Here is a 14,676-nt window from a genome sequence, read left to right as displayed (position 1 = left end):
GGGGGATCGGTGCAGAGCGCCTGGAGTCAGCAAGCCCCACCCGTCGGCTTCGCCGCCACCCTCCCCACAAGGGGGAGGGACGAGCGCTGAGGGCGGGAGGACGTCTTCACACCCCCCAAGGGGCTCGCATTTTCCCCCCGACCCACTATCTAACCGCCCCATGACCGACATCGCCGCACACATCGCCTCCGAGCCCGCCCCCGACGACATCGTTTCCGCCTTCCAGATCGAGGGCCTGCCCGTGCGCGGCCGGATCGTCCGCCTGGGCGGCGCCGTCGACGAGGTGCTGACCCGTCACGACTATCCCGAGCCCGTCGCCAACCTGCTGGGCGAGGCCTGCGTCCTGGCGGCGCTGGTCGGTTCCAGCCTGAAGTTCGAGGGCCGGCTGATCATCCAGGCCCAGGGCGACGGCCCGGTGCGCTACGTGGTCGTCGACTACGACACCAGCGGCGGCCTGCGCGGCTATTGCCGGTTCGACCCCGAGGCGGTGGCCAAGGTGTCGGAGGGCTTCGTGCGGCCCGGGGCCCGGACCCTGCTGGGCGGCGGCACCTTCATGATGACCGTCGACCAGGGCGCGGACATGGACCGCTATCAGGGCATCACCCCGATCGAGGGCGAGACCCTGGCTTTGTGCGCCGAGCAGTATTTCGCCCAGTCCGAACAGACCCCGACCCGGGTGCGCCTGGCCGTCGGCCAGGCCGACACCGGCGAGGGCCTGAAGTGGCGGGCCGGCGGCATCCTGATCCAGTCGATCGCCGGCGACGCGGCGCGCGGCGACACCGAGGACGCCTGGACCCACGCCCAGGCGCTGTTCGAGACCACCGGCGAGGACGAACTGATCGACCCGACCGTGCCGACCACCCTGCTGCTGTGGCGGCTGTTCAACGAGGACGGCGTGCGGCTGATCGAGGAAAAGCCGCTGCGCGCCTTCTGCCGCTGCTCGGAAGACCGCATCGCCGGCGTGCTGGGCTCGTTCACGGCGCAGGAAGTCGCCGAGATGGTCGAGCCGGACGGCAAAATCCACGTGACCTGCGAATATTGCTCGCGGGTCTATGCCCTGGCCCCGGAAGCGGCGGCGGGCTGAGGCGTCCGGCTCTTCCTTCGGGGAGCAAACTTCAGCCCTAGCCGTAGACGACCGTGAACGCGCCGTCGGCCCCCTGGGTCACGGTCGCCACGGCCTTCTCCTTGCCGGTGAAGTCGATGACGGCGTTGGGCGTATGGGCGATGTCGATCACCTTGCCGCGCGCATAGCGACCTTCGACGACATGGAACCTGGCCCCGGGCTTGATGTCGAAGGTCACGTGCGGCTGGGCGGTGAAGGCGGCGACCGGCGTCGGCGACTGGTTGTTGCCCAGCTTGGACATGCCGAGCACCACGGGGCCGTCGGCCGGGAAGTCGGCTTCGGTGAAGATCGAGAAGGAGTCCGGGGGCGCCGCGCCCGGCGTGGGGACGGTGGACATGCTCCCGCGCCCCATCTCCTCGATGGTGATCAGGTCCCGGGCGACGGGGTTGACCGCTTCCGTGAAGCCGCGTGGCACCACGACCTTCGGCGCCAGGGTCACCGGCCAGGTGAAGAGGGCGTAGACGGCCTCGCTGAAGGTCGCGGTCCCGCGGTCGCCGGGCTCGACATAGTCGAACGGGATCCAGGCGGTGGACTGGACCGGCACGGGACGGCCCCCCTGGGTCACCTCGGGCGGCGCGGCGAGCACGGCGTAGCTCTTGACCCCGCCGCTGTCGTTCAGAACCTCGATCGTCCAGATCGCCATGCTCGCCTCGCTGGCCTCGGCGCGTCGCCGAATGGAAGGGTCAGTTCGGGCCGTACTGCACGGTGTAGGTCCCGTCGGCGTGATGGGTCACGGTGGCCTTGACGTCGCCCTTGCCGGTGAAGTCGACGACGGCTCCGTCGCCTGGCCCGTCCAGCCCGACCACTTCGCCGCGGGCATAGGTCCCCTCGACGACATGGAACTTCAGGACCGGCTTGATCTCGAAGAGGCCGCCCGGCTGGCCGACGAAGCCGGCGATCGGGACCGCCAGGGAACTGTCGCCGAACTTGGCGACACCGAGCACAACCTGGTTCTGGGCGGTGACGTGCTCGTCCGTCATCAGCGAAAACGTCCCGTAGGCCGACTTGCCCTGGGTGGTCTCGCCGAACTTGAAGAAGCCGCGGGTCTGGACGACGGGGATCCAGTCGCGGGCCCGGGGGTCGGCCGGGACGGAGGTGTTGTCCACCGCCACGATCCCCGGGGTCAGGGACGCGGGGCAGTTCAGGAAGGCGTAGACGCTTTCGCTGAAGGTCGAGGTCACGCGACCGCCGGCCGGCGTCTGGTCGAAGACCAGCCAGGCGCAGGGGTGCGCCTTCACGGGACGGTTTTCGAACGTCACCTCCGGCGGCGCGCTGAACACGGCGTAGCTTCTCGCCGCGCCGCCGTCGTTCAAGATCTCGATCGTCAGGATCGCCATGGTCGCCCCCGCTAAGCCATCGTGAAACCAAGCTCCCGCGAAGGATCGCGCACCCGGCCGAACGGACGCGACCGTCGCTCAGTTGGGTGGAAGATGCAATCAGGCCGCGTGACGCGCGTTCAATGCACGAGCCGCTCGCCGGCCGTCAATTGTACTGGACCGCGTATTCGCCGTCGGCGGTCTGGGTCACCGTCGCCGTGGTTTGCGGCAGGCCCGTGAAGTCGACCACGGCGCAGTTCGCGTCCTCCGAAGTGTCGATCACCTGGCCGGTGATGTAGTCGCCTTCCAGGACATAGAACCTGCCCTGGGCCGGCGTGATCTCGAAGGTCATGTTCGGCTGGGCCAGAACGGTCGCCACGGGGGCGGGGATCGGGGAGGCGGCGCCCTTGGCCCAGCCGAACACGAAGCCGGCGGCGGGGGAGAAGTCTGGTCCGGAGACGATGGCGAACGAGCCGGTCGCGGCCTTGCCCGGCGTCACCGGCCCGAAACCCGTCGGCGACGCGCCGGTGAAGGCGACCTCGTCCTGCTGGGACAGGTCGACCAGGGCCACGCCGCCGCTGGTGACGGTCGTGCCCGGCGCGAGGATGTCCGGCGTCGTGCCCCAATAGGCATACACCGTGTTGTCGAAGGTGATGCTGTCGAAGCCGCCGTCGGTGACGCCGTTGAAGACCATCCAGGCGTTCGTGAAGACCTGCGGCGCGCCGCCGTTCGTCGATGTGAGCGGCGGCTCCATGAAGACGACGTAGCTCTTGGGAGCGCCGCTCCGGTTGAAGATCTGCAGCGTGTGGGTGGTCATGGCCTGGGCCCTCCTGCGTGGATTGTACGTGCGGAGTTCAACAATTGTCCGACGAGCGCGTCTCACGGTAACGCCTGGCCGCCGTGGCCGGTCTGGACGAGGTCACCCGCCAAGCGCGATGGCGCGGAAGCGCGGCGTCGCGCGATAGAAGCGGGCGGGCCTGTCCTCGTCGCGCAGCAGGGTGTGGTTGTAGATCACGAACGACTTCCGCGCCCCGCCCAGGGCGCCGACCCGCAGGCGACCCGTGATCAGCCCGCCCGGTTCGCCGGGGGGCGAAAACGGTCGATGCCAGAGGACCTCGGCGGCCAGCGCCTTGGCCGATTTCGGATCCAGGGCGCCGCCCGTGGCGTCGAAGGCGTTCGCCACGCCGTCGGAGAGCTTGGCGCGGGCCTTGGCCATGACGGCCAGGGACCGCGGCGGCAGCGGCGGTTGGATCGGGGTGGGACGCTGGCTTGGCGTGGCGCACTGCCAGACCGCGCCAGACTCGAGCATGAAGTCGCCGTCGGGGCGACAATAGATCAAGCCGGTCGGGGCCCAGACCGTCGCGCCGACGACCTTGGCGATGTCGTAGAGAAGCTGGGCGCCCTCGTCGCCGGCTCCCACACTGACGCCGTAGAGATAGAGGTCGGTGATCGCCCCCTGGAGGGGTTGCAGGAGCGGCGTCCAGGCGGCTTCATTGGTGAGGCCGATAGACTGATCGGGCCCGGCGGGACTCTGGCCGCCGCCGGTGGCGATCAGGCCCATGTCGCCATGTCCCACCAGGCTGGCCGACCGCGCCGTCGATTGGCCCTTCGCGCAGGAAAGCAAGTTGCTGGCGGCCGTCTGGGTGCCGCTGCTGGCTCCGGCGTTCGGGCTTCCGGCGCGGGCGCTGTCCAGGTAGCCGTCGGGCGCGGTGGAATCGATCGTCACGCAGCCGGGCAGGGGCGCGAACATGGTGGGCGCGGGCATGGCGATCTCCGGATGAGGCTTGCGGTGGCGCGCGGACTACAGGGCTTCTCGCCTGGACGGTTTGGGGCCGGTCGTCAGTCGTACGCGACCGAGAAGCCGCCGCCGGCGTCCTGCGTCACCGTCGCCGTGGTCTGCGATCGTTCGGTGAAATCGACCGGAACGGGGTCGGAGATCTGGGACGGATCGGTCAACTGGCCGGGCGCGCCGTCGTTCTCCGCGACGTAGAAGCTGGGCGCCGACTCGGGGCTGGCGGCGGCGTCGGCGCTGTTGGTGACGTCGGCTTCGGCATAGACCGCGCTGTCCCAGCCGCCGTCCGTGACGTTCTCGAAGATCACCCAGGCGTTGGCGTAGACCGGCGTCTGGCCGCCGGGCGACGTCATGACGGGCGGCGTCTTGAAGAGGACATAGCTCTTCGCCTCGCCGCTCTGGTTGCGGACCGTGATCGTGTAGGTCGTCATTTCCCGTCCCCCCGGTTCGCCGACGGGAGACGGTCGCTCAGTTGTGCCAGGAATGCAACCGAACCGCGTGACCGCGCTCAGTTCACCCGTCGCGCCGCGCCCGGCAGGTGCAGCGAGAATTCCGGGATCGCGGCGTCGAACACCTCGCCGGCCTCGGTCATCATCTGGAAATGCCCGACCATCGCGCCGGACGGCGTCGGCAGCGGGCAGTTGCTGACATAGCGGAAGGCTTCGCGGGGCCGCAGCTCCGGCTGCTCGCCGACCACGCCGGAGCCCTCGACCTCGCTGCTGCGGTTGAGGCTGTCGGTGATCGTCCACGCGCGGGCGATCAACTGCACGGTCTCGACCCCGTGGTTTTCGATCTCCACGGTGTAGGCCCACATCCACAGGCCCTCCTCGGGCGCGGACTCCTCGGGCTGGAACACCGGCGAGACGCGCACCACGACGTCGCGGGTGCGCGCTTCATAGATGCCGGTGTCCGCGCCGCGACGCCGACGGATCCGCTTCAGCGGGGGGGAGGACTCACGCCTGATCGAGCGCACGGGTCACGTCTCGGGTCAGGTCCGACAGGCTTTCGAGGCCGACCGACAGGCGCACGCCGCCTTCGACCACGCCCAGCAGCGGGCGCATCTCCTCGGGCACCGAGCGGTGGGTGGTGGTCGGCGGGTGGGTGGCCATCGACTTGGCGTCGCCCAGGTTGTTGGAGATGTCGACGATCTCCAGCGCGTTGAGGAACTTGAACGCCGCCTCGCGCGAGCCGAGGTCCAGCGCCAGCACGGTGCCGCCGCCGCTCATCTGCTTCTTGGCGACGTTGTGGCCCGGATGGTCGTGGCGGAAGGGATAGAGCACCTGTCGGGTCTTCCTGTGCTCGCCGATCACGTCGGCCAGGGCGGCGCAGGTGTCGGTCTGGCGGCGCACGCGCAGGTCCAGGGTCTCCAGGCCCTTGACCAACACCCAGGCGTTGAACGGCGACAGCGACGGGCCGGTGTGGCGCAGGGCGTCGCGGTAGAATTCCTCGTTGATCGCCTCGCTGGTCAGGATCGCCCCGCCCAGCACCCGGCCCTGGCCGTCGATGTGCTTGGTGGCCGAATAGACCACGACGTCAGCGCCCAGTTGCAGCGGCTGCTGGAAGATCGGGGTGGCGAAGACGTTGTCGACGATGACCTTGGCGCCGACCGCGTGGGCCATCTGCGCCACGGCGGCGATGTCGGTGATCTCCAGCACCGGGTTGGACGGCGTCTCGATCAGCACGGCCTTGGTGTTGGGGCGGATCGCCGCCTCCCAGGCCTTGGGGTCGGTGGCGTCGACGAAGGTCGTCTCGACGCCGAAGCGCGGCAGCCATTCGGCCACCAGCCAGCGGCACGAGCCGAACAGCGCCTGGCCGGCCACCACGTGATCGCCCGCCCGGACCAGGCCCATCAGGGCGGCGTTGACGGCGGCCATGCCGGTGGCGGTGGCGCGGCAGACCTCGGCGCCTTCCAGCAGGGCCAGGCGGTCCTCGAACATCTTCACGGTCGGATTGTTGAACCGCGAATAGACGAAGCCCGGATCCTCGCCCGAGAACCGGCGGTCGGCGCCCTCGGCGCTGTCGTAGGTGAAGCCCTGGGTCAGATAGAGCGCCTCGGCGGTCTCCATATATTGCGAGCGCGCCAGGCCGCCACGGATCAGCTTGGTGGCGACGTCCCAGTCCTTGGGGTCCTCGGCCATGGCGGTTCCTTCCTCGACGCCGGAGCCTGCCATGCAGGCTCCTCTTCAAACACTGGAGCGTGGCGGGCGCCGAAACCGGCGGCCACTTTCGGCTGCCACGCTCTAGAAACGGCCGGCATAAGGGGTTTTGCGGCCCGCAGGGTCAAGCCGGACAAGTCTGATTTCAACATTAGAATTGTCACGAGCGAGTGGATGGTCCGCAAGCCTTGCCTTCCACGCCCCGTTTAGCGAGTGTCGCGCCAATGACCGACGCCCACGCAGCAGGGATTCTGCCCTGCCAATCCATCGAGGACCTGATCGCGCAAGAGGCGATCACCTCGCAGACCCCGTTCGACACCGACCAGGTGCAGCCGGCCAGCCTCGACCTGCGCCTGGGCGCGCGGTGCTGGCGGGTGCGCGCCTCGTTCCTGCCCGGTGTGGCCCGCCGCGTGCCCGAGCGTCTGAAGGACGTGGCGATGCACGAGCTGGACCTGACCAAGGGCGCGGTGCTGGAGAAGGGCTGCGTCTATATCGCCCAGATCCAGGAGAGCCTGGCCCTGCCGGCCAATGTGGCGGCGCGCGGCAATCCCAAGAGCTCGACCGGCCGGGTGGACGTCTTCGTCCGTCTGCTGACCGACCACAGCAAGGCCTTCGACGACGTCGAGGCCGGCTATGAGGGGCCGCTGTTCATCGAGATCGCCCCGCAGACCTTTTCGGTGCTGGTGCGGGCCGGCACCCGGCTGAACCAGCTGCGCCTCAAGCGCGGCGAGCCGGCCAAGCTGGCGATCAAGAGCGTCGGCGTCGACCTGACCACCGGCGTCGTCGGCTTCCGCGGCCGCCGCCACGCCGGCGTCGTCGACCTGGACCACGAGGACGGCCACGACCCGCGCGACTTCTGGGAGCCGCTGGAGACCCGCCACGGCGAGCTGCTGCTGGATCCGGGCGAGTTCTACATCCTGGCCTCCAAGGACGACATCCAGATCCCGGTGATGGAGGCCGCCGAAATGACCCCGATCGATCCGTCGGTCGGCGAGTTCCGCGTCCACTACGCCGGCTTCTTCGACCCCGGTTTCGGCACCGAGGAGGCCGGCGCCATCGGCTCCAAGGGCGTGCTCGAGGTGCGCAGCCACGAGACCCCGTTCCTGCTGGAGGACGGCCAGATCGTCGCCCGGCTGGTCTACGAGCCCCTGACCGCCCGCCCGGACCGGCTCTATGGCGAGGGCGGTTCGCACTACCAGCGCCAGGGGTTGAAGTTGTCGAAGCATTTCAAGGCATGGCGTTAGGGTTCATGGCGTCTTCCTTCTCCCCTTGCGGGAGAAGGTGGCCTGCGAAGCAGGTCGGATGAGGGGTCTCGCGAACCCGTCCGAAAGGCTTGTCCGCGGTGTTCACGCCGTGCGACCCCTCATCCGTCGGCTGCGCCGACACCTTCTCCCGCAAGGGGAGAAGGGGAGATGGGGGCAAACGTGATCAATCCCGACTGGCTGGCCGCCTTGCTCCGTGACGAGGCCCTGCCGCCCGGCTTCGCCGCCGAGGTCGAGGCCCTGCACGCGCCGCTGGCGGCGCGGATCGCGGCGGTGGCCATGGGGCCGGCCTTCGTGGTCGGGATCTGCGGACCGCAGGGCAGCGGCAAGTCGACGGCCGTCCTGGTCGTGCGCCGGCTGCTGGAGCAGCGGGGCCTGCGGGTGGCGACGCTGTCGCTGGACGACCTCTACCTACCGATCGAGGCCCGCGAGACCCTGGCGCGCGACGTCCATCCCCTGCTGCGGACGCGCGGTGTTCCCGGCACGCACGACGTTGCCCTGGGGCTAGCCGTGCTGGACGATCTGGCGGGCGACGGGGCGACGGCGATCCCGCGCTTCGACAAGGCGACCGACACCCGCGCGCCTGTCGAAAGCTGGCCGATGGTCGAAGGGCCGGTCGACATCGTGCTGTTCGAGGGCTGGTGCGTCGGCGCCCGTCCGGAGCCGGAGGCGGCCCTGCGCAAGCCGGTCAACGCGCTGGAACGCGAGGGCGACAAGGACGGCGCCTGGCGGGCCCACGTCAACGCCGCCCTGGCCGGACCCTACCGGGCGCTGTTCGCGCGCCTCGACCTGCTGGTCCAGTTCGTGGCCCCTGATTTCGAGACCGTGCTCGCCTGGCGCCAGGAGCAGGAGCGCAAGCTGCGCGACCGCCTGGCGGCGGCGGGGCGGGGGAGCGCCCGCGCCATGGACGACGCCCAGGTGGCCGCCTTCGTCCAGCATTACGAGCGCCTGACCCGCCACATCGCCCGCGAAATGCCGGCCCGCGCCGACATCGTCGTCCGCCTGGACCGCGACCGTCGTTCGTCGATCGCCTGACCGGCCATTCGGTCGCGCGTCACGGCGTCGCACTAGATGTGGTGGGGCCTCAAATGGGGTCCCACTAGTGCTAGTTTCCTCTTGTCGGCGCCGCGACTCACCGGGGCGCCGACGCGGTGGAAGGCCTGATCATGAACGCACTCTTCGGCGGGACCTATTCGACCCACGCCAAGCGTGTCGCGATCTGGAGCAAGGCCGCCCCCATCCCCGGTTGCGACAAGGCCATCTGGCGTTGTGACGACCAGGGCCGGGTCATCCGCTGGGCCGACTACGACGACCGCTTCTCGCGCTACGGCTGGACGATCGCGCGCGCCCCGGGCGAGAGCCGACTGGCCCAGACCCTGGGCATGTCGACGGGCAAGCCCGTCCACCTGAACGCCGCCGACCATCTCGGGGCGCCGTCGTCGCGCAAGGCCGCCTGACGGCCGTCCTCACCGGTCTGTCGCCTCTCCTTGATAATTTGACAGGCTCGCTTGACATCATCGTGACGATGTAAGACAAGTTTCCTTGTCACTTAGACGGGGAAGCTTGTCATGCATCACGAAACCGAAAACCGGATCGCCAAGGCCGCCCTGGCCGGGTCCATGGTCGCCGGCGTCATCGCCGTCGTCGCGTTCCTGACGACCGGAGGCCTGGCCCTGGATCCCGTCACCTCCACCCTGAACCTGTCCTTCCCGCCGGCGTCGCAAGGGCCGGTGTTCGCGGCGGTGCTGACCGCGGGCGTCCTGAAGGTCGCCGGCCGCCTGGTCCGCCCGATCAGCCGCTGGCTGGCCGGCCGGTCCTGACATCGGTCCATCGGAGCAAGCCAGATGATCCGCAAATCCAAGACCATGAGCCCGGCCGCCAAGCGCTATCTCGTCCGGTTCTTTCCGGCGATGGGCGCCTATGTCGCGGTGCTGTTCGGCTCGATCTGGATGATCAAGGCCTGGGGCCCCCAGGGGGCGCTGCTGTGGGGACTGGCCATCGCGCCCGCCCTGCCGATCATCGCGGTGATCGCCATCATGGGGCTCTATCTGGTGGAGGAGACCGACGAATTCGTTCGCGCGAAGCTGGTCCAGGCGATGCTCTGGGGCATCGGCGTCACCCTGGCCGGCTGCACGGCCTGGGGGTTCCTGGAGAGCGCGGACCTCGTGGCGCACCTGCCGCTTTACCTGGTGTTCCCGGTCTTCTGCGCCGCGATGGGCCTGGCCCAGCCGCTCGTCAACTGGAGGTACCGGTGAAGAACCGCCTCAAGGTCCTGCGGGCCGAGCGCGACTGGAGCCAGGCCGATCTGGCCGACCGGCTGGAGGTCTCGCGCCAGACCGTCAACGCCCTGGAGACGGGCAAGTACGACCCCAGCCTGCCGCTGGCCTTCAGGATCGCCCGACTGTTCGGCCTGCCGATCGAGACCATTTTCCAGGACGAGGCCTGACCTCGTCCCACCTTTCAAGACCCTGACCTGGACCCACCCTCAAACCCTGAACGCTCGGAGATCGCCATGACCGTCCGCCACCTCCTGGCGCGCGCCGCCTTCGCTTGCGCCGTCACCGTCACCGCCTTCGCCGCCGTCCTGCATCCGGCGCAAGCCCGTCCCTTGGCGGCCCCCGTCGCCGCCCCGTCGGCCGCCGCGCCCCGCCTGACCGTCACGGTGACGGGCAAGGGGCCCGACGTGGTGCTGATCCCCGGCCTGGCCTCGTCCAGCGCCGTCTGGGACGCCACCGTCAAGCAGCTGGAAGGTCGCTATCGCCTGCACGTCGTCCAGGTGGCGGGCTTCGCCGGGGCTCCGGCCGGGGCCAACGCCGAGGGGCCGGTCCTGCAGCCGACGCTCGACGCCCTGGACGGCTACATCAGGTCGGCCCAGCTGAAGTCGCCGGCCGTCATCGGCCATTCGATGGGCGGGCTGATGGGCCTGATGCTGGCCCGCCAGCACCCGGAGGACGTCGGCCGGCTGATGGTGGTCGACAGCCTGCCCTTCTACCCGGTGGTCTTCTCGCCGGCCGCCACCGTCGAGACGGTGAAGCCCCAGGCGGCCGCCATGCGCGACATGGCCGAGAAATCGACGCCCGAGGCCTGGGCCGCCGGCGAGACCCGGACCATGGCCCGCCTGGTCAAGTCGCCCGAGGGCCTGAAGGCCGCCACCGCCGCGGCCATCGCCTCCGACCCCTCGGTGACCGGCCGCGCCCTCTATGACGACCTGACCACCGACATGCGCGGCGAGATCGCGGCCATCAAGACCCCGACCGTGATGCTCTATCCGTGGGACGCGGCGACCGGCGCGCCGCAGGCCGCCTATGACGACCTCTACACCCAGGCCTACGCCCCGATGGCCTCGGCCAAGGTCAAGCGCATCGACGGTTCGCTGCACTTCATCATGCTGGACCAGCCGGCCGCCTTCGCCGCCGAGGTGGAGAACTTCCTGCGCTAGGGACGGTACGGCGAGACGCGGCCTTGCTCCGTCGCCGTCTGGCCGGAACACTCGGCGGATGATGATTCTGCCCAACGCCATCCGCCGCGGCGCGCTCGCCCTCATCGCCCTCCTGGCGATGGGGGCGGCTCCCGCCTTCGCCGAGCCCTCGTTGTGGGCGATCAAGGACAAGGACTCGACGATCTACCTGTTCGGGACTGTCCACGTGCTCAAGCCCCAGACCCAGTGGCGCTCGGCCCGGATCACCAAGGCCTTCACCCAGGCCGACGATGTGGTGATGGAGATCGAGCAGCCCGACGATCCCAAGGCGATGCAGCCGCTGATGCTGCAATACGGCCTCGACCGGACCACGCCGCTGTCCAGCAAGCTCAGCCCGGAAACCTACCGGAAGCTGCAGGCGGCGGCCCAGGGCATGGGCTTTCCGCCCCAGGCCATCGACGTCATGCGGCCCTGGCTGGCGGCCCTGACCGTGTCGCTGACCCCGCTGCTGCAGGCCGGCTACGATCCCGAGAGCGGCGTGGAGAAGCTGCTGACCGCCCAGGCCAAGGCGGCGGGCAAGCCGATCTCGGCCTTCGAGACCGCCGAGCAGCAGGTGCGGTTCTTCGCCGACATGACCCCGGACCAGGAGCGGGAACTGCTGGAATCCACCCTGGCCGACGTCGATGAGGGGCCGGCCAAGGTCGACGCCCTGGTGGCGGCCTGGGCGGCGGGCGACCAGGGCGAGCTGGAGCGCCAGATGGTCGATGAGATGAGCCGCGACTATCCCGACCTCTACCGGCTGCTGCTGGTCGATCGCAACCGCGACTGGGCGGGGCAACTGAAGACCAGGCTGGCCGGCTCGGGGGTCAGCTTCGTGGCGGTGGGGGCCGGGCACCTGACGGGGCCGGACAGCTTGCAGGCTCAGCTGGCGAAGCTGGGGATCAAGGCCGAGGTGGTGGAGTAGGGGGGCTGTCCCTCAAGGTCCTCCCCCTGTGGGGGAGGCGGCCGAAGGCCGGTGGGGGGATAGGACGGCCCTGGGTCACGGGCGGGATTGACCTCCCTAAAGCTCCCCCCCACCGATCGCTTTGCGATCGCCTCCCCCACAGGGGGAGGACTTGGTTCAGGCCGCCGTCTCGCCGCTGGCTCGCAGGTAGATCGACCGCTTGGGCGTCGACATCACCCGGTGCAGCATCGGCTCGAAGGCCTCCAGCGGCATCGACTTGTAGGCCGGGTCGAAGGCTTCCTGGTCGTAGATGTGGCAGAACTGGGCGGTGTGTTCGAAGCTGGGATGACCGCGGAACTGGTCGCGCATGTCGCGGTCCAGGCCCAGGTGCTGGAAGAAATAGTAGCCCTGGAAGATGGCGTGGTGGGCCACCATCCAGTGGTTCTCCTCCGAGACGAACGGCTGGAGGATCGCCGCGGCGATGTCGGCGTGATTGCGCGGGCCCAGGATGTCGCCGATGTCGTGCAGCAGGGCGCAGACCACATATTCCTCGTCGCGGCCGTCCTGGAAGGCGCGGGTGGCGGTCTGCAGGCTATGGTCCAGCCGGTCGATGGCGAAGCCGCCGCAGTCGCCCTGCAGCAGTTTCAGGTGCGAGACCAGCCGCGTGGGCAGCTCGCGGCCGAACTCCATCGAGGCGTTGGCGATGATCGCCCAGTCCTGGGGCGTGCCCTCGGTCATGGCGTGAAACTGCGCCCGAGGATGCTCGTCTGGATGCTGGTGACCGTCGGCCATGGCGTCGTCCTCCCGAACGCTTGTTTGACCCGATCGTGCGCTGCTCCACAGCCGGCGTCAACGGATGGTCTTGAGCTGCGGGACCAGACCAGCTAGACGAGCGCAGCGCTTGGACGGCGCGCCGCTTCCGTCCAATGCGGGCGTAGCTCAGAGGTAGAGCGTCTGCTTCCCAAGCAGAATGTCGTGGGTTCGATTCCCATCGCCCGCTCCAAATCTCCCCTGGAAATTGCATCAAGCGTGGCTGTCGTCGGTCGCTGTTTCGTTTCGGGATCGAGAACCTTGTTCTCCCGGATGGCGAAACACGTTCGAGTCGGCGATAGGAACGGTTAAGTTGCGCCGCGCGGATCGATCTGATCGACCGGACGCGCCCTGGGGGACGGTCTATGAGCAAGTTCACGATGCAGACGGCGCGAGCCGTTGGTGCGGAATCCTCGCGCGTCGATCGTCTGGCCCGGTTCGCCGAGGGGCTGGAGCAACTGGCCGGCCGCTGGGCGCGCGAGGCGCGCGATCCGCGGGTCGCCGTGGCGCTGAGCGAACGGTTCGGCCCGGCCGCGCCGGAACTGCTGGCCACCCAGGACGCCGTCGCCCACCTGCTGGCCACCTCGTTCGGAACACCCGGCGCCCTGCCGCCCAAGCTGCTGCTGCGTCTGCACGACGCGCTGGCGACCCTGGCCGTGCTGGCGGCCTGGACCCCGGCGCCGGCCGAACTGAATGTCATTCCGATCATCGACGTCCGCAGCCGTGCCCAGGCCGTCCGTCTGGAAACCTCGGCGCGCAAGCTGCTCAAGGGGCTGGGCCGGGTCCTGGCCGCCGGCGCGATCGGCGCCACCGTGCTGGCCGCCATGCCGGCCGCGGCGGGCGACTATATTCAGACCGCCAACGGCTCGAACGGTGGTGGCGGGACCGACTTGCCGGCCCATGGCACCAACGGCGGCGGCGGCAATGGCGGCGGCACGATCAACCAGACGCTCGGCGCCAATTATGACAAGGCCGGCGGCCCGGCCGTGAACGTCACGGCCAATGGCGGCAATGGCGGCGACGGTGGCATCGGCTTTCTGGTTCCGCCGCTGCTGATCTTCGTCGGTATCGGCGGCGACGGCGGTTCGGGCGGTGGCGGCGGCACGGTTGACCTGACCGTCCACGGCGACATCTCGACCACGGGCAACAACGCGGTCGGGGTCCAGGTGCTGAGCAAGGCCGGGGCCGGCGGCGACGGCGGCGACGGCTACGGCGCTGCTGGCGTCGGCGGCAGCGGCGCCGTGGGCGGGACGGGCGGCACGGCCAACCTGACCAGCACCGGCACGGTGATCACCCAGGGCGACCAGTCCTCGGCCCTGTTCGCGCAGAGCGCCGGCGGCGCGGGCGGCAACGGCGGCTTCGGCGGCGGCTTGTACAGCGCCGGCGGGGCCGGCAGCACCAGCGGTCACGGCGGCCATGTCGGGGTCGTCAATGACGGTTCGCTGGAAACCTTCGGCACGGGCTCGAACGGCATCCTGGCCCAGAGCATCGGCGGCCTGTCCGGTTCGGGCGGTTCGGCGGGCGGCATCGGCGCCTTCGCGGGCGGCTCGAACGCGGCCGGGACCGGCGGCGACGTCCATGTCGACAACCATGGCCTGATCACTACCCACGGCGATGTCTCCTACGGCGTCCTGGCCCAGAGCATCGGCGGCGGCGGCGGCGCGGCCGGCGGCGCGGGCGGCATCGCGGCGCTTGGGGGCAGTGGCTCGGGCGGCGGCGCCGGCGGCACGGTCGACGTGTTCAACGACGGCGCGATCGAGACCGGCGGCTTGGCCTCCATCGGCCTGTTCGCCCAGAGCGTCGGCGGCAGCGGCGGGGTCGGCGGCGGGGCCGGCGGCCTGGTCGGCATCGGCGGC

At 69.8% G+C, this 14,676-nt stretch carries 17 protein-coding genes, 1 tRNA gene and 1 pseudogene; 11 read left to right on the top strand and 8 right to left on the bottom strand.

The features are described from left to right. Positions 1-160: 160 nt before the first annotated feature. Positions 161-1,084 (top strand): Hsp33 family molecular chaperone, encoded by a 924-nt coding sequence (locus tag PMI01_RS20920; RefSeq protein ID WP_007673760.1) that lies wholly within the window; start codon positions 161-163, stop codon positions 1,082-1,084. A gap of 37 nt (positions 1,085-1,121) precedes the next feature. Here the strand turns inward: PMI01_RS20920 and PMI01_RS20915 are convergent, their stop codons facing one another. From PMI01_RS20915 to metZ, 7 genes are all read right to left on the bottom strand, one after another. Beyond that, complete coding sequence (locus tag PMI01_RS20915; protein WP_007673759.1) at positions 1,122-1,766, bottom strand: hypothetical protein; 645 nt, start codon at positions 1,764-1,766, stop codon at positions 1,122-1,124. A 40-nt stretch (positions 1,767-1,806) separates the two neighbouring features. Further along, positions 1,807-2,460, bottom strand: coding sequence for a hypothetical protein (locus tag PMI01_RS20910; protein ID WP_007673758.1), 654 nt, complete (start codon positions 2,458-2,460; stop codon positions 1,807-1,809). 145 nt (positions 2,461-2,605) lie between these two features. Next, positions 2,606-3,256 (bottom strand): hypothetical protein, encoded by a 651-nt coding sequence (locus PMI01_RS20905; protein WP_007673757.1) that lies wholly within the window; start codon positions 3,254-3,256, stop codon positions 2,606-2,608. Between the two features lie 102 nt (positions 3,257-3,358). Beyond that, positions 3,359-4,204, bottom strand: coding sequence for a DUF4347 domain-containing protein (locus tag PMI01_RS20900; RefSeq protein ID WP_007673756.1), 846 nt, complete (start codon positions 4,202-4,204; stop codon positions 3,359-3,361). 74 nt (positions 4,205-4,278) lie between these two features. After that, the gene (locus PMI01_RS20895; RefSeq protein WP_007673755.1) at positions 4,279-4,662 is read right to left on the bottom strand and encodes a hypothetical protein; all 384 of its coding nucleotides are present in this window, start codon (positions 4,660-4,662) and stop codon (positions 4,279-4,281) included. A 77-nt stretch (positions 4,663-4,739) separates the two neighbouring features. Continuing rightward, positions 4,740-5,204, bottom strand: coding sequence for a Co2+/Mg2+ efflux protein ApaG (gene apaG / locus PMI01_RS20890; protein WP_007673754.1), 465 nt, complete (start codon positions 5,202-5,204; stop codon positions 4,740-4,742). Next, on the bottom strand, positions 5,185-6,369 hold the full coding sequence (gene metZ / locus PMI01_RS20885) for an O-succinylhomoserine sulfhydrylase (protein WP_035037549.1): 1,185 nt from the start codon (positions 6,367-6,369) through the stop codon (positions 5,185-5,187). The genes apaG and metZ overlap by 20 nt, the downstream gene beginning before the upstream one ends. Before the next feature lie 242 nt (positions 6,370-6,611). On the opposite strand from metZ, the gene PMI01_RS20880 reads away from it, so the two are divergent. From PMI01_RS20880 to PMI01_RS20845, 8 genes are all read left to right on the top strand, one after another. Further along, on the top strand, positions 6,612-7,631 hold the full coding sequence (locus PMI01_RS20880; protein WP_007673745.1) for a 2'-deoxycytidine 5'-triphosphate deaminase: 1,020 nt from the start codon (positions 6,612-6,614) through the stop codon (positions 7,629-7,631). A gap of 168 nt (positions 7,632-7,799) precedes the next feature. Continuing rightward, a complete protein-coding gene (locus PMI01_RS20875; protein WP_007673744.1) occupies positions 7,800-8,684 on the top strand; it encodes a kinase in 885 nt (294 codons plus the stop codon). Positions 8,685-8,815: 131 nt separating this feature from the next. Next, entirely contained in the window at positions 8,816-9,106 is a 291-nt protein-coding gene (locus PMI01_RS20870; RefSeq protein ID WP_007673743.1) for a hypothetical protein, read from the top strand. A gap of 111 nt (positions 9,107-9,217) precedes the next feature. Beyond that, positions 9,218-9,469 carry a hypothetical protein gene (locus tag PMI01_RS20865; RefSeq protein WP_007673742.1) on the top strand — a complete coding sequence of 84 codons (252 nt, stop codon included), beginning with the start codon at positions 9,218-9,220 and terminating at the stop codon, positions 9,467-9,469. 24 nt (positions 9,470-9,493) lie between these two features. Further along, positions 9,494-9,904: a hypothetical protein gene (locus tag PMI01_RS20860; RefSeq protein WP_007673741.1), complete on the top strand. Its 411-nt coding sequence runs from the start codon at positions 9,494-9,496 to the stop codon at positions 9,902-9,904. After that, positions 9,901-10,095, top strand: a complete 195-nt coding sequence (locus PMI01_RS20855; protein WP_007673740.1) for a helix-turn-helix transcriptional regulator — start codon at positions 9,901-9,903, stop codon at positions 10,093-10,095. Before PMI01_RS20860 ends, PMI01_RS20855 begins: the two co-directional genes overlap by 4 nt. Positions 10,096-10,161: 66 nt before the next feature. Continuing rightward, positions 10,162-11,088 carry an alpha/beta fold hydrolase gene (locus PMI01_RS20850; RefSeq protein WP_007673739.1) on the top strand — a complete coding sequence of 309 codons (927 nt, stop codon included), beginning with the start codon at positions 10,162-10,164 and terminating at the stop codon, positions 11,086-11,088. A gap of 58 nt (positions 11,089-11,146) precedes the next feature. Beyond that, complete coding sequence (locus PMI01_RS20845) at positions 11,147-12,031, top strand: TraB/GumN family protein (RefSeq protein ID WP_007673736.1); 885 nt, start codon at positions 11,147-11,149, stop codon at positions 12,029-12,031. Positions 12,032-12,187: 156 nt separating this feature from the next. Here the strand turns inward: PMI01_RS20845 and PMI01_RS20840 are convergent, their stop codons facing one another. Then, on the bottom strand, positions 12,188-12,802 hold the full coding sequence (locus PMI01_RS20840) for an HD domain-containing protein (RefSeq protein WP_007673734.1): 615 nt from the start codon (positions 12,800-12,802) through the stop codon (positions 12,188-12,190). A gap of 136 nt (positions 12,803-12,938) precedes the next feature. Between PMI01_RS20840 and PMI01_RS20835 the strand changes: the two genes are divergently transcribed. Both PMI01_RS20835 and PMI01_RS28150 read left to right on the top strand, forming a co-directional pair. After that, positions 12,939-13,013 (top strand) — tRNA-Gly (locus PMI01_RS20835). 172 nt (positions 13,014-13,185) lie between these two features. Next, positions 13,186-14,676: pseudogene (locus tag PMI01_RS28150) on the top strand (hypothetical protein); the annotation flags it as partial.

This window comes from Caulobacter sp. AP07 (genome assembly GCF_000281955.1).
In the GTDB taxonomy this organism is placed as follows: domain Bacteria; phylum Pseudomonadota; class Alphaproteobacteria; order Caulobacterales; family Caulobacteraceae; genus Caulobacter.
Note: the sequence above shows the minus strand (reverse complement) of the source record. Positions and strands in the feature narration are given on the sequence as shown.